We start from the raw sequence: 24956 nt of genomic DNA, 5'->3' as shown, positions 1-24956 counted from the left end.
CCTATTCTCTGCAAAACCGGCTTTTTTCCTATATATGAACGTTGTCACACCTGACTTATAATGTCATAATAATTCCGCCGTCATTGGCATATACTGTGGCTACACCTGCTGTTTCCGTAATCATTATGTCCTTAAATGGGCCTCTTTTCAACATCTCCTGCTTTACAAACTCCGCCCGCTCCGGATTATTGCAATGAGCGATTGCCAGTACCTTGTTCCTGGTATCTCCGGCTTCCTTTATGGCAATATCAGCCATACGGGTCAATGCTTTGTTGATTCCCCTGGCCTGATCCAGCTTAATGATCACGCCAGATTCAGCTCCCATAACAGGCTTAATATTAAGCGCAGTAGCAAAAAATGCCTGCAGACCGGTAAGACGTCCGTTCTTTCTTAACGTATCAAGGCTTTCCAGCACAAAGTAGGTTCTCATGCTCTTTATATAGGCTCTCACTTTATCCTCAATCTCTTCGAAAGGAAGAGATGCCTGGCAAAGAGACTGAATGTAAACAGCAATATTAAGCTGTCCGCAGGAAGCAGAATCGGATCCCAATACGGCAATCTTCTTGCTGCCTTTTCCATGTTCCTCTTCGTACAGCTTTTTACCCAGTACTGCACTGTTATAGCTTCCGCTTAAATGCTCGGAAAGAGTAATAACAAAGACTTGGTCCTCTTCACACTCGAATGCCTCTTTATATAATTCAGGAGACGGACATGCTGTCTTTGGAGATTCACTGCTGCTTTTTACCAGCTCAAGAAACCTCTTCTGATCAAATGTCTCGTCATCAATTATCTGTGTATTACCGACCTGTAAAATTAACGGAATGATCTGAAAGTGGGGATCTTTCTTCAGATCCGGCGTCAGGTCCGTACAACTGTCCCCAATGATTTTATAGCTCATATCTATATTCTTCCTCCTGGCACGAAACTTATCATGTAGTATTCATTACTATATATTATAGAGAAACAAAGTTGGTCTGTCAATAGAATAAATATGAAAAAAATGGATGTCAAAAACAGCCACCTCCATTTGAAAGGCCTTCTGTTTTTGACATCCCTTTTATCTGCTGTATTAAAAATTCTTATACTTCTGCCATTACTAACATCAGCTCATTGCTTCTTGCAATAAAGCCTGTCATACGCTCCGGTGTGAGAGATCCGTGGCTTAACGCTGCCAGATCGTAAAGCTGCTCACAGATTGCGTTGGTATGAGCACCATCTTTATGTCCTAATACATACTGAACCAGTTTGTTGTTATAGTTAAGAACCAGAGTTTCGCCGCCTGCTCCAAACATAGAAGCATCCATACCAGGCATAGTGTACATCTTCATCATTTCCTGCATACGTCTTGACTCTTCAGAAACAGTTATCATGGAAGAAACGTTATCATTCTTTAACTTTTCAACCTTTACCTCTAAATTCTCTTTATTTAAAGCCTTACGGAACAGTTCAGTCAAAGCTTCCACATCAGCCTTCATGGCTTCTTTGTCCTCTTCTGTTACTTCTTCTTTAAAAGTATCGGATAAATCGGAGTTAATACATAAGAATTTCACATTCTCATTCTTCTGCTCTAAATATCCCACAAACGGATTATCAATATTCTCTGTTAAATAAACCGCATCAAGTCCTGCTTCTTTAAAGAGGTTGATATACTGGCTCTGTTCTTTTTCATTGGTTATATAGAATACTTTGTTCTCATGTTTTTCCTTATTCTCTTCCAGACATTCTGCCAGTGTTAAATACTTGCCTTCCAGATTCTTAAAGAGAATGGAATCATTGATCTTTTCTGCAAACTTCTCATCTTTTAAGCAGCCGAATTTGATAAATGGATTAATATCTGCCCAGTATTTATCATAATTCTCACGATCTGTCTTAAACATTCCAGTCAGCTTATCTGCAACCTTCTTTGTAATATAATCTGAGATCTTCTTAACAAAACCGTCATTTTGCAGCGCACTTCTGGATACATTCAGAGGAAGATCCGGACAGTCGATAACACCCTTTAAGAGCATTAAGAATTCCGGTATTACTTCTTTAATATTATCTGCGATAAACACCTGGTTGTTGTACAGCTTAATGGTTCCTTCCAGGGTGTCATAGTTTAAGTTCAGTTTTGGGAAATAGAGAATTCCCTTTAAGTTAAACGGATAATCCATGTTTAAATGAATCCAGAATAATGGCTCCTTATAATCATGGAATACCTTGCGGTAAAAGCCCTTGTAATCCTCTTCGGAACAGTCATTTGGATGCTTATTCCACAGAGGGTTGGTATCATTGACTGCCACCGGACGCTTATTAATCTTATATTTTTCTTTGGCAGGAGAAACTTCCACTATTTCTTTTTCGCCGTTTTCTTTTTCTATTTCTTCTGTTTTGGCTTCCTCCACAATGGTCTCAACCACAGTATCCTTCTCAGTCAGTTCTTCCTTTTCAATGGTCTCATACTGAGGCTCAGCTGTTACATTGGATAAGTAGATGGCAACTGGCATAAAGGAACAATATTTTTCTAAAACCTCTCTTGCTCTGTATTCGTTACAGAACTCCAGACAGTCTTCATTGAGATAAAGCTTAATGGTCGTACCAGCTTCTTCTTTATCCCCTTCTTCCATCTCATACTCTGTACCGCCGTCAGACTCCCAGTGAACGGGTGCTGCGCCTTCTTTGTAGGACTTTGTATCGATGGTTACTTTATCTGCAACCATAAAAGCAGAGTAAAAACCAAGTCCGAAATGTCCAATAATCTGATCTTCATTGGTCTTGTCCTTATATTTTTCAAGGAAATCCTTTGCTCCGGAAAATGCGATCTGATTGATATACTCATCAACCTCTTCCATGGTCATACCAATACCGTTATCTTTAAAGGTAATCGTCTTTTCATTGGAATCTGTGATTACTTCAATCTTGAACTCCAGATCATCCGGCTTCTGCCACTCTCCCATAACATCAAGCTTTTTCAGCTTTGTGATGGCATCGCTTCCATTGGATACCAATTCACGGTAGAAAATATCATGGTCTGAGTACAACCATTTTTTAATAATCGGGAAAATATTTTCGCTGTTGATTGTCAAACTTCCTGTTTTTGCCATATCAGAACACTCCTTACTCTCTTATTCTATTTTTGTTCCATGACCATCATGGAATTTTTACAATTTATACCTGCAAAGAGTATTTTAATACGCAGAAATGGAATTGTCAATAGAAAATCAGCACTCAAACCGTTTGAGTGCTGATAATGTCATTCTTCCAGATAAACAATCCGGTTTTGCTTTAAAAACTCCTTAAATTCCTGGTCCCATTCCTGATCTAACGTCTTGTCCAGAGTAAAAACAGATACTGAGGTACCTGTCACACAGGTCAGTCGTTCTTCCTCGTATCTGATATTGATATACAGTCCTTTGACCTCATTGGAAGTGAAAGGAATCCTTCGTTGGGAAAGAAAACGCTCCGTATCCTCTTTGGGCATCTGCATTACAATCTTAAAACTTCCAGGCAGCCGTTTGCCCTTGATCAGCGAAAAACAAAAGGGCTTCATCATGGCCCAGGTGGACAGCTCTCCTAAGTCCAGGGCTTCCTTCTCCTCTGCAGTATAATAGCCAGACCGTATGGCTCCGTCAATGGTAAATGTATTAAAGGTAGTGATTGAAGCCTCTTTAACAAGAAAACGGTCAAAAACTTCTCCTACAAACAACTTTGTGGTAAAAGGTTTCAGCTCTTCTATATTCAACGCAATCATGGTTTCATTCTCCCCATCCGTATTTTCTCCGTTAACTATACAACGGAAACTCTTCCAATGTCAACGTAGGATTTCTCACACTCTCCCGGTATTCCAAACCTCTGTCTTCTATGCTATAATGAAATCAACGGTTTTATACAATAAACCAATTGAATATCAGAAAAGAGGATAATGATATGAATCATATGAAACAGCTGGAAGAACTGATCGCCGCATCCGTTTCTCCCTATCACTGCATACTGGCAGCTGCCGGCCAGCTCACTGCCAATGGTTTTAAAGAACTGCCTTTAGCGGAGTCCTGGGAAGTAAAACAGGGAGGCTCCTACTTTATAAACGCATTTGATTCCACCTTAATCGCATTTACAGTCGGCAACGAGTTGGGAGATACACCCAGACTTAAACTGGCGGCGTCTCATACGGACTGGCCTTGTTTAAAGGTAAAGCCTTCTCCAGAAGTAACCTCTCTGGAATATGGAAAGTTAAATGTGGAAGTTTATGGCGGTCCACTTTTAGGCACATGGTTTGACCGTCCTCTATCCATGGCAGGTAAAGTCAGTGTAACAGGGGACACGCTTATGAATCCCAGAACCATCTTTGTGGACTTTTCCCGTCCTGTTCTTACCATTCCAAACCTTGCTATCCATATGAACCGCAATGCCAATGAAGGAGTTCCCTTAAATGCACAGGTGGACATGCTTCCTTTAATTGCCCGGGTCACTGATGAGTTAAGCAAAGAAAGCTTTTTTATTGATGCGCTTGCAAAAGAAGCAGGGGTAAAGAAAGAAGATATTCTGGATTATGAGATCTATATCTATAATTATGAGTCCGGAACCACTCTTGGTTTGCTAAACGAATTTTATTCCGCTCCCAGACTTGATAATATTACCTCTGTTTCTGCATGCTTAAGCGGTATTCTTTCTGATACACATGAGAGTGGAATCCACGCCATTGCCCTGTATGACAACGAAGAGATCGGAAGCCACACAAAACAGGGGGCTGCTTCTGCACTGACTGAACATATTCTGGAAAAGATATACGCCTCCCTTGGATATGGCAGAACCGATTTTTTAAATGCTTTATTAAGCGGATTTCTTCTTTCCATGGATGTGGCTCATGCCATTCATCCAAACCACGGAGAGAAATGTGATATTAAGAACCAGATCATGATGGGAGACGGAGTAGCCATCAAACTGGCGGCAAGTCAGGCCTATGCAACCGATGCCACCAGCACAGGCGTGATCGAAGGCATCTGCCGCTCCTTAGATATCCCTTATAAGAAGTTCTCAAACCGTTCCGATGTAAAAGGCGGATCCACTCTGGGAAGCATTTCTTCTGCTTTGCTGACCATGCGCACAGTGGATGTAGGTGTTCCCATGCTGGCCATGCATTCTGCCAGAGAGCTTATGGGTGTTAAGGATCAGGAAGCACTGGTAAGACTTGCAGAAGCATTTTTCAAAGCTTAAATAAATTCTATAAAAAATACGTCTTGACCGGATTCAATTCCGTTTCAAGGCGTATTCTTATTACATCCAATTATCTAATCTCTTTGCATCCGGTTAGGCAGCTGCCCCATGGTTTCCGGTAATACCTCTCTGCTGGATTCCAGGGTTTCAGGAGAAGTTTTATCCCCCTGAATATACCGGTACCCAAACATCCCTCCTGCAGTCAGTACAACCAAAAGCAGAAAGAAACATAACAATATGATAACTCTTATAAACGGTTCCGGTCCGCGTCTTCCCTTCCGCCTGCGGCTGCGTTTCTTACCCCTGAGAATCTCTTCCTGCTTCATTGGTATTCTACTCTTCCTTCCTTATAAGTCAATTAGTAAAATATTTTTTATAAATTTCAAAAAAGCTGGTGGTTGTTGTTTTATCATCTTTGGAAAATGTGAGATCCTTCCAGATGTTATTGCCAAAGGTAACGGGGTTATCCTGTTTAAACTGGGCATAAATCTGGTCAAACGCTTCTTTTTTCCGGCTGGTATATAAGCCGGATTTTCGTTCCTGGGTAGCTGCTTCATCGTAATCACTGACGCACCGGATAATATAGTATTTACCCTGACTCTCTGTCACCTGGCTGATTTCACCTTCAGCCAGACCAAAGGCTGCATCTTCTAAAGCCCCTGTGTGTTCCCCTCTACCCATCTTACGTTCCACTATTCCATTTTCCGAGTATTCTCTGGCAATTGCAGAAAAATCAGCTCCCTGCTCCTTTATCTTTAAAAGGACTTCTTCTGCCGCAGCTTTGTCAGACATTACGATCTCTTCCACATCAATAACCTTGGCCTCACTGTCACTGATCTCCAGATTCATATCCCTGGTCAGCTCCACAACAACTTTATTGGACAGGTAATACTCCTCATACATAAATCTCACATCTGACTGGCTCACTCCCATATAAGCAATATCGTCGGGAGTCAGCGAATTATAATATTCCTCCGAAGCCTTGCGCATCTCCTCCTTCTCACCGCTGGTCAGGGTCACACCCTTACTTTCGGCAAGAAGATTCATCATCTTCATCTCCTGAAGAAATTCTCTTACCTGATCCATAAGATAGGTTTCAAATGTTTGTCCGCCGGGAAGCTCCACCCCCCAGATCTGGCTGGTGTAAAGCTGTTGATATTTATTCCTCTCAGTCGCCAGTATAATCATAGACTGTGGAAGCGTGTATAGCTTTGTTTCCTTGATTTCCGATACAAGGGGGATCTCCGTCTTGCAGCCGGAAAGCATGGCGGATACTGCCGCCGCAATTATAAGGAGTCTTCCCCAGTATCTGCGTAGATTTTTCATACGCACCCCTCTTTCTTATAAAAGCAGCTTCAATATTTTTAATACGCCCTGATTCAAATTGGTATCGGTCTGAAACCGTGCTGCCTCTTTTACTTCTTTTCTGGCATTGCCAACAGCAAAGCTGTAGTATGCCTGATTTAACATCTCAATATCATTTAGCTGATCGCCAAATGCCATGGTCTCTTCTGGTGTGATGGACAGACTTTCCTGAAGAAGCTTTACCGCCTCACCTTTGTTAGTCCCTGGTCTCATACAATCCATCCACATATCTCCGGCTATGGTAATCTTTAACCGGTCCCTGTATTTTTCTCTTAACTGTCTGGTATGGCTTTCTACATCTGTTTTCCTGTAGACACTGATTTTAATAAATTCAGACTCAACTTTTGTTAAGTCCTCTACCATTTCCACGCGGAATTTATAGCTGTTAACCATCCAGTCAATAAAATCCCTGTCTTTCGTCTCCATATACACCACATCAGGACCGCTGAGCATAACCTCAAGTCCTTCTGTCTTCCTCACATCTTCCACCATATCCATGGCAGTCTTACGTTCAATTGGATTCAGAAACAGATTTCTGCCGTGACAGCCTATGTAAGCACCGTTATCAGAAAGATAGAATATTTTTTCTTTCACCGGATCAAAGATGGATTCAATGCTGACCCATTGCCTTCCGCTTGCTGCGGCAAACTGAATGCCCTTTGCCCGTAACTTTAATATTACCTCATGAAGCTCAGCCGGAACTTCATATCCTCCGTCTGGCACAAGTGTTCCGTCAATATCCGATGCAATCAGTTTTATCATGCTTTTTCCTCCTGCTCACAGATCTGCTTTAGTTCCTGATAGACTCGTCCCACAGGCAATCCTACTACATTACTGTAATCTCCGTCAATCCCTTTGATAAAAGCTGCAAACCGGCCCTGGATTCCATAAGCACCGGCCTTATCCATAGGCTCCTCATCTTCTGCATATAAGCGGATCTCTTCCGGAGTCATAGGGTATACATGAACATCGGTCCGTTCTGCAAAACTGCGGACTGTAGTTCCATTCGTTCCACAGCAAATCAAAGTCACACCGGTAAAGACCTGATGGGTTTTTCCCTGAAAGGATTCAATCATCTCATATGCTTCCTGATGACTCCCCGGTTTTCCAAGAATCCTACCTTCTGCCGCCACTACAGTATCAGCTCCGATTACAATTGTACCAGGCTGCTGATGTCTTGCCACATCTTCTGCTTTTTGCAAAGACAGCTCCATCACCGCATCTTCAGGAACCCTGGTAGTAATCACCTCAACAACTGTACTTGGTTCTATCACAGGATTCAGACTGATCTGGTTTAAAAGTTCTCTTCTTCTTGGTGATGCCGAAGCAAGCACAATCTTATAATCTTTTATCATTGGTGCCCTCTCTCTTCTATTATAATTCCTGACTCATGAAATTGCAAACAGGCGGGACCCGTTACGAATCCCGCCAACTTTAATATACTTTCAGGCGTCCCACTAAGGACGACTCATCTTCTTCACAGTCTGCTTTCAGCTGCATCCTCATGGTATATACAAAATCGGTTGCATAAAAAACCAACAAAAATATACCAGTAATACGTTGAAAATCATCTGGAATAAAACCTGCAGCCTGATTCACAAATCCACTGAGGAAGCGGAAATAAAAGATTCCTAAAAACCCCCAGGCAATGCTGCTCTCCAGACAGATAATTCCTTTGTAGTTAAATGGCTTCCTGCTATAATCCCACCAGAATGATCCGAACAGCTTAATCATCATATAAGCCGTAACAAGCTCCATGAAAGTTGCCATCACCATAGAGGCGAAATACAGGCGCACCGGACTGTCAATGAAAGGGCTTAAAAGCACGGTGGCCCCAACAGATCCAAATCCATATATGATGCAGAACGGTCCGTGTCCAAATCCACGATTAAAAACCGGTCTTTTGTTTTCATAGCTAAGTACAGCGCATTCAAGAAGATAACCCAGAAAGCTGAATAGGAAAAAACAGTTTATCCTATGATAAATTGACATATCCAATTTGCCTCCAAAATTAACAATTTTTTAACTTGTTAAAGTATAATATGGATATCTAAAGAAATCAAGGGTTATTTTCTTACGATTCCCCAAAATTTTTCTTTTTTATTAATAATATTGCGCTATAAAAACTGCAAGTAAAATGCCAAGTATGGCTCCTGCTCCAACCTGCAGAGGACTATGTCCTACATATTCCTTTAATTTTTCCTGTAGAATCTCGCCATTCAGCTTCAGGGGATTTTCTAAGAGAATGCTGTTTAAAAGCTTTGCCTGCTTTCCTGTTTCTCTTCGTACTCCCATAGCATCATACATCACAATCATGGAGAGTACAAAGCTGATTGCAAACTCAAAAGAACCGACGCCATAACGATAGCTGGCGGCGGTTGTCAATGCACAAACCGTAGAGGAGTGGGAACTAGGCATACCGCCGGATCCCACAAGCCTCTCCGGATTAAAACTTTTATTAAGAGCCAGGTCAATCAGTGTTTTTAACACCTGCGCCACCAGCCAGCCGGTAACAGCAGTCACTAAGACCTGATTCTTTAGAATCACTTCCCAAAATTCCATGGTTTCCTCCATCTTATGCCGCGCTCTTCCTGCCAAAACCGTACAATATCCAACGCTTAATCCTTGCAGTAGTTTCCACCAGACCACATAATTTATCTGCATAAATTATTACCATTCCGCCTTTGGTTTTGGGGGGAACGGGTGTAAGAGGCCACATATGCCGCAGGATCATGTCCTTCTCATTCTCAGTTAAATCGAAATGCTTCACTGCATTCTTTAAAGCAGCCCTTGGATGAGTAAAGCCATGGAAACGTTCCCCGGTTTCTCTGGCATGAGTATGCCAGTCATAGAGAAAGAAATCATGAAGCAGTCCTGCCCTGGCTGCTTCTTTATATTCCCAACCTAATTTTCTGCATATGCAGTAGCTTAAATAGGACACCTTAATGCAATGAGCCTTGCAGGTAGTATCTCCATGCTGCATATAATGATCCATGGACTGGAATACCTTGTGGTCTAAAATATCCTTTACACATGCAAGGTATTCCAAATCCATATTATAGTCTTCCCGTTCCACCCAGGTGGCATCTTCTGCCCACTTTATGGCTTCCTGCTCTTCCTCTGGGGTTAAATACAAGTTTTTCATGGTTATTCTGTCGCTTCCTTCTTCATAGTGTGGACCGGCTTAACAGCCAGTCAGCCAGTCATATAATTCCTGATACTTCATGGCTGAAGTTTTCCAGGAATAATCCTTCGACATAGCCCGGTCGATAATTTTGTTCCACTCACGTCTCTTATCATAATAAATGCGCTGTGCATAGCGGACGGCACCAAGCATCTCATGAGCATTATAGTTGGCAAAGGAAAATCCCGTACCCGTACTCTCATACTCATTATAGGATTCTACCGTGTCTTTTAAACCTCCGGTTTCCCGGACAACAGGTACAGTGCCGTATCTGAGTGCCATCAGCTGGCTTAAACCACAGGGTTCAAACAAAGACGGCATCAGGAATGCATCACAGGCAGCATAAATTTTATGAGACATAGCCTCCGAATAATAAATATTGGCAGAAACCTTATCCGGATACTTCCATGCATAATGGCGGAACATATTTTCATACCGCTCTTCTCCGGTACCAAGAATAACCAGCTGGATATTGTCCTGACATAACTCATCCATTACACACTGGACTAAATCAAGTCCCTTCTGGTCAGTCAGTCTGGAAACGATTCCAATCATAAACTTACTTTCATCCTGCGCCAAAGAAAGTTCCTTTTGAAGCGCAGCTTTATTTTTTTCTTTCTCCTTGCGGAAATTACGCAGATTATAGTTTTCTACAATATACGAATCCGTCTCAGGATCAAACTCGTCATAATCAATTCCGTTTACAATTCCTCTTAAACTGCCTTCTCTGGCCCGCATCAGACCGTCAAGACCTTCCCCATAGAAAGGCATCTTTATCTCCTGAGCATAGGTCTCGCTGACTGTTGTGATGGCATCTGCATAGACTATGCCACCCTTTAATAAATTTCCATCCTTGTAGGCTTCCAGTTTATCGGGTGTAAAATAATAATCAGGCAGACAGGTCAGTGCCTGTATGGTCTTTACATCCCACACGCCCTGGAATTTTAAATTGTGAATGGTAATTACCGACTTCATGTTCCGGAAGAAATCTCCTTCACGAAAACGGTCCTTTAACAGAACAGGTATTAAACCGGTCTGCCAGTCATGGCAATGAACCACATCCGGCTGAAATCCGATTACCGGAAGAGAAGATAAGGCGGCTCTTGAAAAAAAGCAAAACTTTTCTAAATCGTGATACCAGTCTCCGTATGGCTTCGGCCCCTGGTAATAGCCTTCATTATCAATGAAATAGAAGGTGATTCCGTCCCAGACACACTGAAGAATCCCAACATATCTGCTTTGCCCCAGATAATCCATGTAGAAATGATCCACATATGTCATCTGGTTTCTCAATTCTTCTTTGATACAGAGGTATTTGGGAATCATAACCCGCACATCATAATACTCCTGATCAAAGCACTTGGGAAGGGATCCCACTACATCTGCAAGACCACCTGTTTTAACAAAAGGTACTGCCTCCGATGCAACGAACAAAATCTTCTTCATCCAAAAACCTCCCTTATCCTTATCCCTTCCGGGCATTGTCTGTTATGCTATAGTATACTGCATTTTCAGAAAATAAGGAAGTATCTTTCCCTTAAGTTTTATGAAAGTTTTTTGTAATCAAGCCTTATTTTATCAGCAATGAGTGCAATAAACTCGGAATTGGTTGGTTTTCCTTTTCCTGTACTCACGGTATATCCAAACAGCTCGTTGATGGTATCCATCTTTCCACGGCTCCAGGCCACTTCAATGGCATGGCGGATGGCACGCTCCACACGGCTGGGTGTCGTCTGATGTTTCTTTGCAATGGAAGGATAAAGAATCTTAGTCACAGAGGTAAGCATCTCCTGATCCTGTACCGATATGACAATGGCATCCCTTAAATACTGATATCCCTTAATATGCGCCGGAATTCCGATCTCATGAAGCATCTGTGTTACATCATTTTCTAAATTCTGCTCCATATATTCTGTCTTGTTGACATAAGGTTTCACCTTTTTCATACCCTGAAGACTGGGCACTTTCGTCTTTCTCTGCCCTACTCTTCGCACCTTATCGACGATAACTTCCTTGTTAAACGGCTTCATTATGTAATAATTCGCCCCCATTCGGAAAGCATCTTCGGTAATATTCTCACTTCCTGCGGCGGTTACCATAATAAATGAGGGAATCTTTGTCACAGCACCGTTTCCTCTTACCCGCTCCATTACTGTAATTCCGTCCATTCTCGGCATAATCACATCCAATAAGACAACATCCGGATTTGTTTTGAGGATCATGTTATAAGCATCTTCGCCGTTATCCGCTCTTCCCACTACATGAAAATCCTCCTCTCCTTCCAGTATATCATTCAGCAGATTTAAGGTCTGCAGGTTATCATCTGCAATAGCGATACTGATTTCTGACATATTGATACTCTCCTCCTGATTCTTCGTAATAAATGAAAACTAGTGTATAGCCATTATAATCTTGCCCTAGCTTATGCCGCAACGTGATTCTATCGCATTATTCGACAGGAAAAACGTTTATTTTATCGAATATGGGATTCTGTCCAAACTGTCCCACTGTCGAATGAAGAAAAGGTCTTGCCCGGTCTGAATCCACGTTTCCCCCTTTTTTTTACCGGTGTTGAAAATTGAAACTACTTGTCGTCAAAAAAACGTCAAAAACAATGCTACTATCTCTTATACTAACACATAAGAAATGGGATGGAAAGCTTTTCACAGAGATTAGATATATTTTTATCAATGATAATTTAAGCATTATGCTGATAAAATTATTATTTTATTTTTTTTTATTATTAAAAAAGTACAATAATACTTGCCCCATCTTAAATAAATGGATATAATTGGTACTGTATAAAAATTTTAGGGGGAAATACAAATGAAAGAACAAAACGATTTCAGACCGTACATACCGGCTGAAAAGGTCACACCGGAATTTACTGTTACCTCTATTGTTCTGGGTATCATTCTGGCTGTTGTCTTCGGTGCTGCTAATGCCTATCTGGGTCTCCGTGTTGGTATGACCATCTCCGCATCAATACCTGCCGCAGTCATCTCCATGGGTGTGATCCGAGTCATGATGAAGAAAAACTCCATACTGGAAAGCAACATCGTTCAAACAGTGGGATCTGCAGGAGAATCTCTGGCTGCAGGAGCTATCTTTACACTGCCTGCTCTTTTTTTATGGGCAGCAGAAGGGAAAATGGAAACACCTAGTATTCTGGAAATCACACTGATCTCCCTCATCGGGGGTATTCTGGGTGTCCTTTTCATGGTTCCACTTCGAAATGCATTGATTGTAAAGGAACACGGGATTCTTCCTTATCCGGAAGGAACCGCGTGTGCAGAGGTTCTTTTAGCCGGTGAAGAGGGTGGTGCCAATGCTTCCACCGTATTTGCCGGAATGGGTTTTGCCGCTGTATTTAAGTTTATCATTGATGGTATCAAACTGGTTCCAGGGGAAGTTTCCTTCCGGGTGAAGGGTTATGCAGGTGAGATTGGAACACAGATTTATCCGGCTGTCATGAGCGTAGGATATATCTGCGGACCAAGGATATCTTCCTATATGTTTGCGGGAGGTATTATCAGCTGGCTGGTATTTATCCCTGCAATTGTTCTTTTTGGAGCCGATTTAACCCTGTATCCCGGTACTGTTCCCATTGGTGAACTGTTTGCTGCCAAAGGAGCCGGCGGCATCTGGGGAACTTACATCCGTTATATTGGTGCAGGAGCTCTTGCAGCAGGCGGTATTATCAGCCTTGTAAAATCTCTTCCATTAATTATTCGCACATTCCGTGATGCCATTCAGGGACTTGGTCAGAACAATGCAGGCAGCGGACTTCGTACGGAACAGGATTTAAGCTTTCAGACAATTCTTGGAGGTATCGCCATCCTTACCATTATTGTCTGGCTGGTTCCGGTTATTCCGGTAAGTCTGGTAGGAGCCATCCTTGTTGTAATCTTTGGATTTTTCTTTGCCACTGTATCTTCCAGAATGGTAGGTCTGGTAGGAAGCAGCAATAACCCGGTATCGGGTATGGCAATTGCAACGCTTCTCATCGCCACCATCACATTAAAAGCCACCGGGGATGGCGGAATCCATGGAATGAAAGGCGCAATTGCCATCGGTTCCATCATCTGCATCGTCGCTGCGATTGCTGGTGATACCTCCCAGGACTTAAAGACAGGTTATCTGCTTGGAGCTACTCCGAAAAAGCAGCAGATTGGTGAGCTGATCGGTGTGGTTGCTGCTGCCTTTGCCATTGGCGGGGTTTTATACCTGTTGAATGCAGCATGGGGCTTTGGCTCTGAACAGCTGGGTGCACCTCAGGCAATGCTGATGAAGATGATCATTGAGGGTGTTATGGATAACAATCTTCCATGGGGGCTGGTATTTATGGGAGTCTTCTTAGCCGCGGCTGTGGAAATCCTGGGAATTCCCGTTCTTCCTTTCGCCATTGGCGTGTATCTTCCTGTCCAGTTAAATGCATGCATTATGGTAGGCGGACTGGTACGCTTATACTTTGACAGAATGAAAAAAGAAGACAAGAAAGAAAAAGATCAGTTAATCAGCGACGGAATGCTTTACTGTTCCGGAATGATTGCAGGTGAAGGCCTGGTAGGTATCCTGCTTGCGCTTTTAGCAGTATTTGGTTTGGACAAGGCTCTGGATCTGTCCTCAAAACTAAATCTTCCTTCTTTTGTTTTGGATTTTGGAAGTCTGATTTTATTTGCGCTTGTCATTTTAAGCCTGCTTAAATTTACAATCTGGAAGAAAGTGAAGAAATGAGTCAGACAGATAAAAAAAGCGAAAACTATTTAGACCGGATTCCCATTCGGACAGAACATATTCACTGGTCTGTTGAAGAAAGCGGACTGGTGACACTGGACGTGGAAAACAAAGGCGTCTTTCACCGGTTTGCCCAGAGATTTTTTCATAAACCCAAAGTAAGCCACATTCATCTGGATCCAATGGGAAGCTTTGTATGGTGTCTCATCGATGGCAGCAGGGATATCCTTAGCCTTTCTGCTTTAGTAAAGGAACAGTTTGGAGAGGATGCATCTCCTCTATACGAACGTCTATCCAAGTACTTCCATATCCTGAACAGTTATGGATTTATTACCTTTAAAAATTAAACAGGAAAAGAAAAGGACGGCACCGTAAGGCTACTTACGATTCTGTCCTTTTATTTCCTGGCAAAAATTATCAATGATTGATCATATTTTCGATAAAGATACCGTAGCCTCTTGTTGAGTCCTGGATAAAAACATGGGTAACAGCTCCTATCAGCTTTCCGTCCTGTAAGATCGGACTACCGGACATACCCTGAACAATTCCCCCGGTCAATGCCAGAAGATCGGGGTCTGTGACTTTAATTACCATTCCCTTGCTTTTATGAGTGGTGGAGTAATCAACCCGCTGGATTTCTATTTCGTAATCACGCACTTTTCCAGAAACATCACTTCGTATATAGGCTTTCCCCTTCTTCACATCCTGCCGGTAACCGATGGGTACGGCATCCTGAGAGACTCCCTGCTTAAAGCGGTCATTTACTGTACCGAAAATACCTTCTTCTGTATTTTCTTTAATCGTTCCCAAATTAGATCCAGGACCATAATAGATGATTCCGCTCATGACACCTGGTTTCCCAAAGGTTCCTTTTTCGATTCCCAGAATTGCTGTTTCATAGAGAGAACCGTCTGTAATCTGGACTACATTTCCGGTATCACTGTCACTGATTCCGTGGCCCAGTGCACCAAATTGTCCGTTCATATCCACATAGGTCATGGTTCCTATTCCCTGAGTGTCGTCACGAACCCAGACTCCCAGTTTATAGGATCCGTCCTCTGTTTCTATGGGATTCATCTTAATGTCAATGTTATCATCGCCTCTTCTGACCTTTAAAACAGCTTCCGATGCGCCTATTTTATTCAGCTCATTCATCAGTGTTTCCTTGTCACTAAGTGGGATTCCATTAATTGATTCCAGATAATCCCCTGATTGTAAAACTCCAAATGCAGGCTCTACAACCATTCCATCTTTTTTCGTTACGTCTCCTGTACCGATTACCATGACTCCATTTGATTTTAAATAAATTCCAACTGGAGTACCGCAAGGAACAGCGTATTTGGTATCAACTACATTTACCTGAATATCTTTTAACTGTATCCAGCCGAACAGCTTTAATCCCAGCTTATAGCTTCCCAGATTCTTGGAATACACGGAAAACGGCTGATTCACCTGTAAGTGAATTTGATCGGAAGGAATGTTGGAACCATTATTTAGTACCACTTCCTCGCTGTCGGAATGCAGCGTCACATCAAAAGGCATGGAGAAATGAAACTGTTCTTCTTCTGCTGCAACGATGTTCAATTTGTCCGGAATGACCCGTTTCATATAGAACCAGGTAAATCCGATACAAAAGATCAGGCTGATCCAGAACGCCCTTACAATTAGTTTATGAAATTTCTTTTTTGCCATCTCACATACCTCCTTAGAAGAATAAAGGAGACAATTTTTTGACTCCTCTCATAGTATGTGAGAATTCGTTAAAAACACTCTGTCATATTTTAGTTGAATTCATTTAATTTTGGTGTTTGGACCAGTTATGACTTTTTTAACTTTTTTTCGGCCGCTAGACGCTTCATCTCTCTGGCATTTACTTTTACAGCATCCGTGATCTCTGCTCCGCCAAGGAGCCTTGCAAGTTCTTCCACAATTTCCTCATCCTGCAGTGCCTGGATTCCTGTGGTGGTTTTTCCAGCCTCTGCCGATTTTTTAATTTCAAAATGAGCATCTGCCATGGCTGCAATCTGGGGCAGATGAGTGATACAGATTACCTGATGATTGGCTGCTATATAAGAAAGCTTTTCTGAAACCTTCTGTGCGGTTCTTCCGCTGATACCGGTATCAATTTCATCAAAAATCAGGGTTGGAATATCGTCGGAATCAGCCAGAACAGTTTTGATTGCCAGCATGATTCTTGACATCTCACCGCCAGAAGCCACGGATTTTAAAGGCTTTAAGGCCTCCCCGGGATTGGCAGAAATCATAAATTCTGCTTCATCAAAACCGTTTGCTGTATAATGATCCAGTCTGCTGAATTCCATATCAAAATTAACATCAATAAAATTCAAATCATGTAGGCCTTCTTTGATTTTTTCCGTCAGTTCTTTTGCAGTTTCTTTCCTCATACAGGATAATTGTCCGCATATATCTTCTAATTTATCCTCAGTCAGATGAATCTCTTTTTCTGTTAGCTGCTTTAAACGGTCATAATCTTCCAGTTCACCCAGCCTGATTTTCTTTTCTTCCAGATTTTTGAAAATCACGTCAACACCTTTTCCATACTTTGCTTCCAGATTATGAATTAAGTCAAGACGCTCCTCCATTTTCTGGTAATCTTCTTCATCAAAAGATAAGTCCTCCAGATAAGAGGTGATTTCATGATTAATATCGCTTAAAATGGAGTCCACATCAAAAAGCTGGTCTCTGATGGTAAGCAGGCGTTCATCATAAACAGCCGCTGACTCCACCTCTTTTAAAGCACGCCCTGTGACATCGGAATTGACTGCATCATAAGCCACAGAAAGACTTTCCATAATTTTTTTTCCATGAAGAAACAGACGGTACTTTGAGGATAGTTCTTCCTCTTCTCCCTCTCTTAACCCTGCATTCTCAATCTCTTCTATCTCATAGCGGATAAAATCCATCTCCCGCAGTCTGGTATCCTCATCAAGCTGAAATGACGCAAGCCTTTCCTTTAACCGGACGTATTCTCTGTAGGTCTTAGCAATATTCATTTTTAGCTCGTGGGACTTTTTCTCCTGGTAACGGTCCAGGATCTCCAGATGTACTGATTTGTAGAGTAAAGACTGATGTTCATGCTGTCCATGAATATCGATGAGAAGACCGGTGATATCCCGCAGTTTCCCTGCGGTCACTGTTTCATCATTAATTTTGCTGAAACTTTTAGACGGCATGATTTTTTTAGAAATAATAACGATGCCGTCCTGGTCGGGAAATACATCCATTTCTTTTAACAGATGGATCTTTCTTTCATCGCTGACGGTAAAGATCAGCTCTATGTAAGCGTATTCTGCCCCGTTTCTGATCATATCCTTTGGTACCTTGCCTCCTAAGGCAATGGTTACCGAGCCGATAATTATGGATTTTCCAGCACCTGTCTCACCAGTTAAGACATTCAGTCCCTCTTTAAACTCCACATCGGCTTTTTCAATTAATGCTAAGTTCTTTACGTGTAATTCTGAAAGCATGGCTCGCCTCCTTTATCCCGTAATGAGTTTTTTCAGTTTGTCCATCATGAGTATGGTGTCGTCTACAGTTCTGATGGCACACATGATGGTATCGTCTCCTGCAATACAGCCTACCATTTCATTAAAATGAAGGGCATCTAACGCTGCTGCCACTGCCATGGCCATTCCGGATACAGTCTTGATTACCAGTATATTCTGTGCCATATCCATGGATAAATAACCATCTCTTAAAATCCGGATGTATTTATCGCTGAATGATCCCTGATTCTGAAGTACCATATAACGCTGTTTCCCTGATTCTGACTGCACCTTTGTCAGCTTTAACTCCCTGATATCTCTGGATACAGTCGCCTGTGTTACTGCAAAACCAGCCTGATTTAAATAATCCGCCAGCTCTTCCTGGGTTTCAATTTCATACTTTCCAATCAGTTCTACTATTTTACTATGTCTTTCCAGTTTCATCGTGTCACCTCCTTATATACCCGCCATCTTGTTTCGAAGATTATCTAAAAATGATAAATTTTTTAATTTGACTAATATAGTCTTGATCTGGGCACGCTCTATATCAATCCAGTCCCCAGGTAAAAGACTGACTGCCGAATCTCCGTCAAATACCGCTGCCTGGCTGATTCCTTCCTGTCCTACAATCTCAATTCTGATTTTGTCTTCTGCAGAAAGCACAATACTTCTGGCATTGAGGGCGTGGGAACAGATGGGTGTAAGCACCAGCATCTTGGAATCAGGAACTATAATCGGCCCGCCTGCCGACAAATTATAGGCAGTAGAGCCTGTGGGCGTAGCTGCTATCAGCCCGTCCGCTCTGTACTCCGTTAAGAATTCCCCGTTTACATATACTTTAAACTGAAGCATCTTTAAGTATTCGCCCCGTGTTATGACGATTTCATTTAAAGCGATATCCCGGTAAATCTCTTTTCCGTCCCTGAATGCACTTCCGCTTAGCATCATCCGCTCTTCCAGCTTATAGTCATCGTAAAACAGGGCTGACAGCGCTGATTCAATGTCTTCTGTTCTGGAAACCTGGGTTAAATACCCCAGAGTCCCTCTGTTAATTCCAAGAATGGGTAAATTGCGTCCGGATAAATCTCTGGCTGCCTGAATTAATGTACCGTCTCCCCCCAGAGTAATCACGCATTCCGTTTCCTTTGGTACCATGGCTGAGTCAGTGTAATGCTTTCCTGCCTGCCAATCTACCTTTTCTCCTCTGCCGATCAGGCAGACTGCTCCCCTTGCAGTGAGAAATTCCCGGATCTGCTCCGCGGTTTCACGGGCTCCTTTTTTATCCGGATTCATGATTACGTAAAAATGTTTCATTTCAGACTCCTTATTTGCCTTCGCTTAAGTCTTTGTGAGCTTCTTCCACCACTTTTTCCGGATTCACACTGTAATCAGGAAAGCTCTCCCCAGCGGGATGATTTTTTAAATGAAGCAGATATTCTATATTCCCTTCCGGACCCTTAATAGGAGAAAACTCCAGGTGCAGAATTTCAAATCCAATGCTGATTGCATAAGAGATCACGGACTGGATTACTTCCAGATGAACCGATTTTTCTCTTACCACGCCCTTTTTGCCCACCTTTTCACGGCCTGCTTCAAACTGAGGCTTAATCAGACATACGATCTCTCCGTCTTCTGACAAAAGGTTTTTAACCGGCAGAAGAACTTTAGTAAGGGATATAAATGATACATCAATGGATGAAAATTCAATCCGGTCCTTAATATCCTCTGGCGTCACATAACGGATGTTGGTCTTTTCCATACAGACCACCCGTTCATCGTTTCGAAGCTTCCACGCAAGCTGCCCATGTCCCACGTCAACCGCATAGACTTTCACCCCGCCGTTTTGCAGCATGCAGTCCGTAAATCCTCCGGTAGAAGAGCCTACATCCATGCAGACCTTTCCCTCCAGCGTAACGTCAAAATGGGTCATGGCTTTTTCAAGCTTTAATCCGCCCCGGCTTACATATTTTAAAGTGCTGCCTCTTACCTCAATGAGTGCAGTTTCTTCAAATGTGGAACCTGCTTTGTCCTCTTTATCACCGTCCACGTATACGATTCCGGACATGATGATGGCTTTCGCCTTTTCCCTGGACTCTGCATGTCCCTGTTTTACTAATAGCACATCCAACCGTTCTTTCATTTTACTTCATCTTATCCTTCCATTCCCTGTTCTGCCGCTCCATATCCAGGTATTCCTTTTTCATGCGCCAGATTATGGAATCACTGTCAATTCCAAGTCCTTTTCGAAGCAGAGAAACGTTGCCGTGCTCCACATATGCATCCGGCAGGGCAATGTTTAGTACCTTTACTTTTGGATAGTGTTCATGAATATAACCATTGATCAGGCTTCCATACCCGCCCTGAAGAACATTCTCCTCCATGGTCACAATCAGCCAGTGATTTTTTGCCAGGTGATCAATCAGTTTTTTATCAAAAGGCTTAATAAAGCGCCCATTGGCAAGAGTACAGTTCCAGCCTTCCGCTTTCAATTTCTGCCTTACATGCTCTCCTGTACTTACCATGCTGCCTACTGCCAGAAGGGCAATGTCCGTCTCTTCATAAATGATTTCGCCTTTCCCGTATTCAATGGGTGCTTTGAATTCTTCCAGCCCCTGATAGGCTTCCCCTCTGGGATAGCGTACCGCAATGGGACTGTCAAGGGAAAATGCGAACTCCAGTCCGTTTGCCAGCTCCCAGTCATTTTTCGGTGCAAAAATGCTCATATTGGGTATGGCACTTAAAAAGGACAGATCAAAAATCCCCTGATGGGTCTCTCCATCGCTGCCAACCAGTCCTGCCCGGTCAACTGCGAATACAACAGGAAGATTCTGAATACACACATCATGAAGTACCTGATCAAACCCTCTCTGCAAAAAAGAGGAATAAACAGCCACTACCGGTTTCAGACCGCCTGCTGCCATTCCTGCCGCCGAAGTCACTGCATGCTCTTCTGCAATCCCCACATCAAAAAAGCGGTCCGGATACAGGTTTGAGAACCGTTTCAATCCGGTTCCATCCGGCATCGCAGCGGTTACCGCCACAATTTTCTTATCATCTTTTGCCAGACGGCAGATTGTTTTAGAAAACACATCTGTATAGCTTAAATTCTTCTTTTCTTTTTTAGGCTTGCCAGTCAGGATATCAAAGGGATCCACTCCGTGAAACTTGGACGGATTTTTTTCTGCCGGAGCATATCCTTTTCCCTTTTTGGTAATCACATGAACCAGTACGGTATGGTCAAGTTTCTTCGCCTCTTTCAGGGTTCTTGTCAGAGCCTTTAAATTATGGCCGTCTACCGGCCCTAAATAGGTAATACCCATATTTTCAAACAGCATTCCCGGAATCAGAAGCTGCTTAATGCCATTTTTAGTCCGGCTGATCTTCTCAATCAGAGGTTCTCCGATAACCGGAATCCTTGAAAGCGTATTGGTAACATGTTTCTTTAAATCCAGATATCCATTCCCGGTCCGTATACTGTTTAGATAGGAGGACATGCCGCCTACATTTTCAGAAATAGACATATTATTGTCATTGAGAATAATAACGAAATTTTTCTTCATCTGGGCTGCATTATTCAGTGCTTCATATGCCATGCCTCCCGTCAGGGAACCGTCACCGATGACTGATACCACAAAATGACCTTCCCCCAGCACATCTCTTGCCTGGGCAAGTCCCAGTCCGGCAGAAATAGAAGTAGAACTGTGCCCGGTATCAAAGGCATCACAGGGGCTTTCCTTTCTCTTTGGAAAACCACTCATGCCGCCGTACTGGCGCAGTTCATCAAATTCCATCCTTCTTCCGCTTAAGATCTTATGGGTATAGGACTGATGCCCTACATCCCAGACAATCTTGTCCATTGGCAGATCAAAAGCAAGATAAATTGCCATGGTCAGCTCCACAACTCCTAAATTGGAGGCCAGATGACCGCCTGTGGTACTTATCTTTTCTATTAAAAAATCACGGATTTCCTGGCTTAATATGGTCAGCTCCTGTTTGGAGAATTTCTTTATATCGTCAGGTCCGTTAATCAGTTCCAGCATCATAATTTTTAATCCTTTATTTTTCCCGGTTAACCAGCATCCGGATCAGTTCTTCCAGAAAGCGGTTCTCTCCCGGCAGCTTTTGAAGGCAGGCAACTGCTTCTTTCGAAATTCTCTCCACAGCCATCTTCGCCTGTTCCATTCCCTCCAATGTTACATAAGTGGTTTTATTATTTTTTTCATCGCTGAATACGGGTTTTCCCAATACTTCGGCATTGCTTGTAACATCAAGAATATCATCCTGAATCTGAAAAGCAAGTCCGATTTTAGATGCCATCTCTTCCACTGCCTTTAACTCGTCTTCACTGGCTCCGCCAAGGAGTGCTCCGATCATCATGGACGCCTCTAAAAGCGCTCCGGTCTTTAACCGGTAGATAAAGTCCAGCTTGTCCACTGGAATCGGCTTTCCAGCCAGCTCCACGTCTACCGTCTGGCCGCCTATCATACCGAATATACCTGTCTTTTGGGCAAGAATACCCATAGCCCTGGCGACCCGGTCCGGCCTGTCCGAAAAATTAAGTGCCTTCGCTGCCGTCTCCATGGAATAAATCAAAAGACCGTCACCTGCCAGCACCGCCATATCATATCCAAATTTCACCCAGGCAGTGGGAAGTCCTCTGCGAAGGGTATCATTATCCATACAGGGAAGATCATCGTGAATCAGAGAAGAGGTATGAATCATCTCTATGGCTGCCATAAAAGGATCTATCTCTTTTCCCATACCTCCAAAAAGGCGGTATGTCTCCCTCATCAGCATAGGACGCAGCCGCTTTCCGCCTGCCCGCATACTGTAATCCATTGCCTCAAGAACAGTGCTCTGATGTCCCTCTACAGCCGGAAGGAAACTTTCCACAATCTCCCACACATCTTTGGTCCGTTTCAGCAACTCATCCTCAAAGTTCATGTTCTTCACCATTTTCCTCCAGTACAATTATCTTTTTTTCCACTTTATCTATTTTATCATTGCAGGACTTAACAAGTTTCATACCTGTCTCGTAATATTCAAAGGATTCCTCTAAGGAGCTCTCTCCGCTTTCCAGCTTTTTGATCAGCTCCTCTAAGTCCTTTAAGGTCTCTTCAATGGTTCTTTCTTTTTTTACTGCCATAAGCCTGTATCTCCTTATTTTTCTGCCTCTGACCCTGTTAGTGGCTCCACTCCTGATACCAGAGTATGGATAGTTCCATCCCGCAATTTAAGACCAAGAGCATCTCCGGCCTTTACCTGCATGACAGAATCAATCCTGTGATTCCCTGAATCAGTGATAAAACCGTAGCCGCCGCCTATTTTTGCCAGCGGGGAACAGGCATGAAGGCGTCCGGCAAGAAGTTCCAGCCTGTGCCTGTCTCTTAAAGTCTGCTTCTCCATCAGCTGACTCATCTTAGCTGCGGATTCGTCAAGCTGCCTGCGCTCCGCCTCTATCTGCTTTAAAAGCAGACGTTTCAGCTTCTCTTCCAGATCATGAAGACGCTGGCGCTGTTCACGAATACTTCGCTTTGGATCAAAGTATTTTAGCTTTAATCCATATTGGTTCACAGAGAAACGATACCGCTCCAGCTTTCGCTCCATCATGGTTTTTAACGTATACCGAATGCTCTCTGTCTGTTCTTTAAACTGTTTATAATCAAATACTGCCAGCTCCGCAGCTGCCGAAGGGGTGGGTGCACGCATGTCCGCAACATAATCTGCGATAGTCACATCGGTTTCATGACCGACTGCAGAAATCACCGGTACGGAGCAGTTAAAGATTGCTCTGGCAACCGCTTCTTCATTAAAAGCCCATAAGTCTTCAATGGAGCCGCCCCCTCTTCCCACAATGAGAACATCAAGTCCCATCTGGTCTAAGGTCTCAATTCCTTTTACAATACTTTCTGCAGCACCGCTTCCCTGCACAAGAGCGGGGTAAAGATAGAGCTGCACAAAGGGGTTCCGCCTGGCGGATATATTCATAATATCCCGGATGGCAGCGCCTGTGGGGGCAGTTACCACACCCACACGCCTTGCATATCCTGGAATTTCTTTCTTGTATTCAGGGGAAAACATCCCCATCTCTTCCAATTCATTACGAAGCTTTAAAAAACGTTCGAATAAATCTCCCATTCCCTCTTTCGTAATTTCCTGGGCGTAAAGCTGATATCTTCCGTCTCTTTCATAAACCTCAACGCTTCCCTTTGCAACGATCTGCTGTCCTTCTTCCAGATGAAAGGAAAGACCTTTTCTGGATCCGGCAAACATCACTGCCGAAATAGAAGAGGCTTTGTCTTTTAAGGTAAAATAGATATGACCGGAAGTATGATATTTGCAGTTGGACACTTCCCCTTTGATGGAAATCCGGTTCAGTGCAAAATCCTGGGCAAACATGTTTTTAATATAAGCATTAATCTGGGTTACGGAATAGACACCTGCCATACTTACACCAGCTTTGCAAGAACTCCGTTAATGAAAGCCGGAGCTTCGTTTCCGCCGTATTTTTTACCCAGTTCTACTGCTTCGTTGATGGCTACCTTTTCCGGCACCTCATCATCGAATAAGATTTCATAAAGAGCGAGGCGGAGAATGGTTAATTCCGCTCTTCCCATACGTTTTGTCTTCCAGCCTTCGGCTACTTCATTGATTTTTTCATCCAGTTCCGGAATTTTATTCATAATTGCTTCTGTCTTTTCTTTTAAGAAAGCAGAATTCTCTTCACTCATATCCACATCATGAACGATCTCTTCTACACCTTCCGTATTAAGATCATCCTCTTTTGGTTCCTCAAAATATTGATTAATCTGCCAAATCTTCTCCTCTGCGGGGTGAAAATCAGCGCAGAAAAGCATCTTAAAGCAGTGTTCACGCATTTTACTTCTGGTCATTTACCATGGTCCTCCTATTGGTGATTTAACTGGACGTTTGGAATTATTATACCTTAACAGGGTTTTTTATACAATAGA

At 42.9% G+C, this 24956-nt stretch carries 25 protein-coding genes; 3 read left to right on the top strand and 22 right to left on the bottom strand.

What is annotated here, in order from left to right:
* Positions 1 to 55: 55 nt before the first annotated feature.
* The 3 genes from ACOAOT_RS02225 to ACOAOT_RS02215 all read right to left on the bottom strand — a co-directional run bounded on the left by ACOAOT_RS02225 (position 56) and on the right by ACOAOT_RS02215 (position 3730).
* A complete protein-coding gene (locus ACOAOT_RS02225) occupies positions 56 to 898 on the bottom strand; it encodes a DegV family protein (RefSeq protein ID WP_420215461.1) in 843 nt (280 codons plus the stop codon).
* A gap of 181 nt (positions 899 to 1079) precedes the next feature.
* Positions 1080 to 3083 carry a molecular chaperone HtpG gene (gene htpG, locus ACOAOT_RS02220; protein ID WP_420215459.1) on the bottom strand — a complete coding sequence of 668 codons (2004 nt, stop codon included), beginning with the start codon at positions 3081 to 3083 and terminating at the stop codon, positions 1080 to 1082.
* Between the two features lie 149 nt (positions 3084 to 3232).
* Positions 3233 to 3730, bottom strand: coding sequence for a DUF5721 family protein (locus ACOAOT_RS02215; protein WP_420215458.1), 498 nt, complete (start codon positions 3728 to 3730; stop codon positions 3233 to 3235).
* 176 nt (positions 3731 to 3906) lie between these two features.
* Between ACOAOT_RS02215 and ACOAOT_RS02210 the strand changes: the two genes are divergently transcribed.
* Complete coding sequence (locus ACOAOT_RS02210; protein WP_420215457.1) at positions 3907 to 5193, top strand: M18 family aminopeptidase; 1287 nt, start codon at positions 3907 to 3909, stop codon at positions 5191 to 5193.
* A 74-nt stretch (positions 5194 to 5267) separates the two neighbouring features.
* Here ACOAOT_RS02210 and ACOAOT_RS02205 read toward each other — a convergent pair whose 3' ends face one another.
* The 9 genes from ACOAOT_RS02205 to spo0A all read right to left on the bottom strand — a co-directional run bounded on the left by ACOAOT_RS02205 (position 5268) and on the right by spo0A (position 12093).
* Positions 5268 to 5519, bottom strand: a complete 252-nt coding sequence (locus tag ACOAOT_RS02205) for a hypothetical protein (RefSeq protein ID WP_420215456.1) — start codon at positions 5517 to 5519, stop codon at positions 5268 to 5270.
* Positions 5520 to 5547: 28 nt separating this feature from the next.
* Positions 5548 to 6519, bottom strand: a complete 972-nt coding sequence (locus tag ACOAOT_RS02200) for a peptidylprolyl isomerase (protein ID WP_420215455.1) — start codon at positions 6517 to 6519, stop codon at positions 5548 to 5550.
* Between the two features lie 15 nt (positions 6520 to 6534).
* The gene (locus ACOAOT_RS02195) at positions 6535 to 7320 is read right to left on the bottom strand and encodes an HAD family hydrolase (protein ID WP_420215454.1); all 786 of its coding nucleotides are present in this window, start codon (positions 7318 to 7320) and stop codon (positions 6535 to 6537) included.
* The gene (locus ACOAOT_RS02190) at positions 7317 to 7913 is read right to left on the bottom strand and encodes a Maf family protein (RefSeq protein ID WP_420215453.1); all 597 of its coding nucleotides are present in this window, start codon (positions 7911 to 7913) and stop codon (positions 7317 to 7319) included. The genes ACOAOT_RS02195 and ACOAOT_RS02190 overlap by 4 nt, the downstream gene beginning before the upstream one ends.
* A gap of 79 nt (positions 7914 to 7992) precedes the next feature.
* Entirely contained in the window at positions 7993 to 8550 is a 558-nt protein-coding gene (locus tag ACOAOT_RS02185; RefSeq protein ID WP_420215452.1) for a putative ABC transporter permease, read from the bottom strand.
* A gap of 111 nt (positions 8551 to 8661) precedes the next feature.
* The gene (locus ACOAOT_RS02180; RefSeq protein ID WP_420215451.1) at positions 8662 to 9120 is read right to left on the bottom strand and encodes a divergent PAP2 family protein; all 459 of its coding nucleotides are present in this window, start codon (positions 9118 to 9120) and stop codon (positions 8662 to 8664) included.
* Between the two features lie 13 nt (positions 9121 to 9133).
* Positions 9134 to 9703, bottom strand: a complete 570-nt coding sequence (locus ACOAOT_RS02175) for an HD domain-containing protein (RefSeq protein ID WP_420215450.1) — start codon at positions 9701 to 9703, stop codon at positions 9134 to 9136.
* Between the two features lie 39 nt (positions 9704 to 9742).
* Positions 9743 to 11188 carry a glycogen synthase GlgA gene (gene glgA, locus ACOAOT_RS02170; protein WP_420215449.1) on the bottom strand — a complete coding sequence of 482 codons (1446 nt, stop codon included), beginning with the start codon at positions 11186 to 11188 and terminating at the stop codon, positions 9743 to 9745.
* 98 nt (positions 11189 to 11286) lie between these two features.
* On the bottom strand, positions 11287 to 12093 hold the full coding sequence (gene spo0A, locus ACOAOT_RS02165; protein ID WP_314461473.1) for a sporulation transcription factor Spo0A: 807 nt from the start codon (positions 12091 to 12093) through the stop codon (positions 11287 to 11289).
* A 475-nt stretch (positions 12094 to 12568) separates the two neighbouring features.
* Here spo0A and ACOAOT_RS02160 point away from each other — a divergent pair, with 475 nt between their 5' ends.
* Both ACOAOT_RS02160 and ACOAOT_RS02155 read left to right on the top strand, forming a co-directional pair.
* Complete coding sequence (locus tag ACOAOT_RS02160; RefSeq protein WP_420215448.1) at positions 12569 to 14479, top strand: OPT family oligopeptide transporter; 1911 nt, start codon at positions 12569 to 12571, stop codon at positions 14477 to 14479.
* The gene (locus tag ACOAOT_RS02155) at positions 14476 to 14826 is read left to right on the top strand and encodes a PqqD family protein (protein ID WP_420215447.1); all 351 of its coding nucleotides are present in this window, start codon (positions 14476 to 14478) and stop codon (positions 14824 to 14826) included. Before ACOAOT_RS02160 ends, ACOAOT_RS02155 begins: the two co-directional genes overlap by 4 nt.
* A gap of 70 nt (positions 14827 to 14896) precedes the next feature.
* Here the strand turns inward: ACOAOT_RS02155 and spoIVB are convergent, their stop codons facing one another.
* From spoIVB to nusB, 10 genes are all read right to left on the bottom strand, one after another.
* Positions 14897 to 16171, bottom strand: coding sequence for a SpoIVB peptidase (gene spoIVB / locus ACOAOT_RS02150; protein WP_420215446.1), 1275 nt, complete (start codon positions 16169 to 16171; stop codon positions 14897 to 14899).
* Between the two features lie 125 nt (positions 16172 to 16296).
* Entirely contained in the window at positions 16297 to 17967 is a 1671-nt protein-coding gene (recN, locus tag ACOAOT_RS02145) for a DNA repair protein RecN (RefSeq protein WP_420215445.1), read from the bottom strand.
* 12 nt (positions 17968 to 17979) lie between these two features.
* A complete protein-coding gene (gene argR, locus ACOAOT_RS02140; RefSeq protein ID WP_420215444.1) occupies positions 17980 to 18429 on the bottom strand; it encodes an arginine repressor in 450 nt (149 codons plus the stop codon).
* 12 nt (positions 18430 to 18441) lie between these two features.
* On the bottom strand, positions 18442 to 19299 hold the full coding sequence (locus ACOAOT_RS02135) for an NAD(+)/NADH kinase (protein WP_420215443.1): 858 nt from the start codon (positions 19297 to 19299) through the stop codon (positions 18442 to 18444).
* Positions 19300 to 19309: 10 nt separating this feature from the next.
* On the bottom strand, positions 19310 to 20125 hold the full coding sequence (locus tag ACOAOT_RS02130) for a TlyA family RNA methyltransferase (protein WP_420215442.1): 816 nt from the start codon (positions 20123 to 20125) through the stop codon (positions 19310 to 19312).
* A 1-nt stretch (position 20126) separates the two neighbouring features.
* Positions 20127 to 22028: a 1-deoxy-D-xylulose-5-phosphate synthase gene (gene dxs, locus ACOAOT_RS02125; protein WP_420215441.1), complete on the bottom strand. Its 1902-nt coding sequence runs from the start codon at positions 22026 to 22028 to the stop codon at positions 20127 to 20129.
* Positions 22029 to 22041: 13 nt separating this feature from the next.
* On the bottom strand, positions 22042 to 22929 hold the full coding sequence (locus ACOAOT_RS02120; RefSeq protein ID WP_420216638.1) for a polyprenyl synthetase family protein: 888 nt from the start codon (positions 22927 to 22929) through the stop codon (positions 22042 to 22044).
* A complete protein-coding gene (gene xseB, locus ACOAOT_RS02115; protein WP_104435056.1) occupies positions 22919 to 23131 on the bottom strand; it encodes an exodeoxyribonuclease VII small subunit in 213 nt (70 codons plus the stop codon). Before xseB ends, ACOAOT_RS02120 begins: the two co-directional genes overlap by 11 nt.
* 14 nt (positions 23132 to 23145) lie before the next feature.
* Positions 23146 to 24432 (bottom strand): exodeoxyribonuclease VII large subunit, encoded by a 1287-nt coding sequence (gene xseA / locus ACOAOT_RS02110; RefSeq protein ID WP_420215440.1) that lies wholly within the window; start codon positions 24430 to 24432, stop codon positions 23146 to 23148.
* Positions 24433 to 24434: 2 nt separating this feature from the next.
* Positions 24435 to 24878: a transcription antitermination factor NusB gene (gene nusB, locus ACOAOT_RS02105; protein ID WP_420215439.1), complete on the bottom strand. Its 444-nt coding sequence runs from the start codon at positions 24876 to 24878 to the stop codon at positions 24435 to 24437.
* Positions 24879 to 24956 lie beyond the last annotated feature (78 nt).

This window comes from Lacrimispora struthionigena, from assembly GCF_048627165.1.
Classification (GTDB): Bacteria; Bacillota; Clostridia; order Lachnospirales; family Lachnospiraceae; genus Lacrimispora.
Note: the sequence above shows the minus strand (reverse complement) of the source record. Positions and strands in the feature narration are given on the sequence as shown.